The following is a 1063-nucleotide window of genomic DNA, read 5'->3' as shown; positions in this document are numbered from 1 at the left end:
AACCGCTTCCGGTGTGACGATCCGGACGCGATCGGGCAACCTCGAGGCCGAGCGTGTGCTGGTTGCCGCCGGCGGGCATACCCAATCGCTGCTGGGCCGATCGTTGGGTGTTACGGTCTATGCGCGTACCGCGGCGCTGTTCCGGCTCGATCGGGCGGAAGTCGAACGCCTGGCCGGCATGCCGTCGATGCGCTGTCTCGGGCCGAAGGGCGATAACCCCTATATCCTGCCGCCGATCCCGTATCCGGACGGCCAGACCTGGTTGAAGCTCGGCGGCGATCCGGTCGATCGTCCGCTCGGCAGCGAGGCCGACATCAAGGACTGGTTCCGGTCGGGCGGTTCGGTCGACGTCGCGGATCACCTGCAAGCACAGATCCTCGATCGCATTCGCGACCTCGAGTTCGAGGAGCGCCGCGTCGTGCCCTGCATGACCAGCTTCGGCGACACCGGCTTGCCGCTGATCGGACCGCTGTCGGAGCGGGTCACCGTCGCATTCTGCTGCTACGGCAAGAGCGCGAAATGTTCGGATGAACTGGGCCGGTTGGGTGCTCTGGCGCTGCTCGGCGAGGTGAGGGCGGAGCTTGCACCCTGACGAGGGATGCCAGTGCGATTTCTGCAATCGCACCATGACCGGACGACCATTGAAGTTTGCCCTTGTGCGGGACAACATAAAGCTATGAGCGAACAACAGATCAAGATCACCCTGGCGCAACTCAATCCGACGGTCGGTGACGTCACCGGCAACGCCGCGAAAGCGCGTGCCGCGCGCGAGAAAGCCAAGGCCGACGGCGCCGACCTCGTGGTGTTGTCGGAGCTGTTCCTCGCCGGCTATCCGCCGGAGGACCTGGTGCTCAAGCCGGCGTTCCAGTCGGCCTGCCGCGCGGCGGTCGAGGAGTTGGCGCGCGAGACCAAAGACGGCGGCCCGGCCATGCTGATCGGCACGCCGTGGGTCGAGGACGGCAAGCTCTACAATGCCTGCGCGCTGCTCGACGGCGGACGCATCGCCGCGCTGCGCTTCAAGGCCAATCTGCCGAATTACGGCGTGTTCGACGAGAAGCGGCTG

2 protein-coding genes are annotated in these 1063 nt (G+C 65.9%); both read left to right on the top strand.

Features of this window, described 5'->3' with window-relative positions:
• Window positions 1–592 (top strand): FAD-dependent oxidoreductase (locus tag ACJH7A_RS30665; RefSeq protein ID WP_406803340.1); only part of this gene is annotated, 592 nt, incomplete at its 5' end.
• Window positions 593–676: 84 nt separating this feature from the next.
• Window positions 677–1063, top strand: a 387-nt coding sequence (locus ACJH7A_RS30660) for a nitrilase-related carbon-nitrogen hydrolase (protein WP_406803339.1), incomplete at its 3' end; no start/stop codon positions are given.

The organism is Mycobacterium sp. SMC-17, from assembly GCF_045310915.1.
Classification (GTDB): Bacteria; Actinomycetota; Actinomycetes; order Mycobacteriales; family Mycobacteriaceae; genus Mycobacterium.
This window is presented reverse-complemented; position numbering and strand designations above follow the sequence as displayed.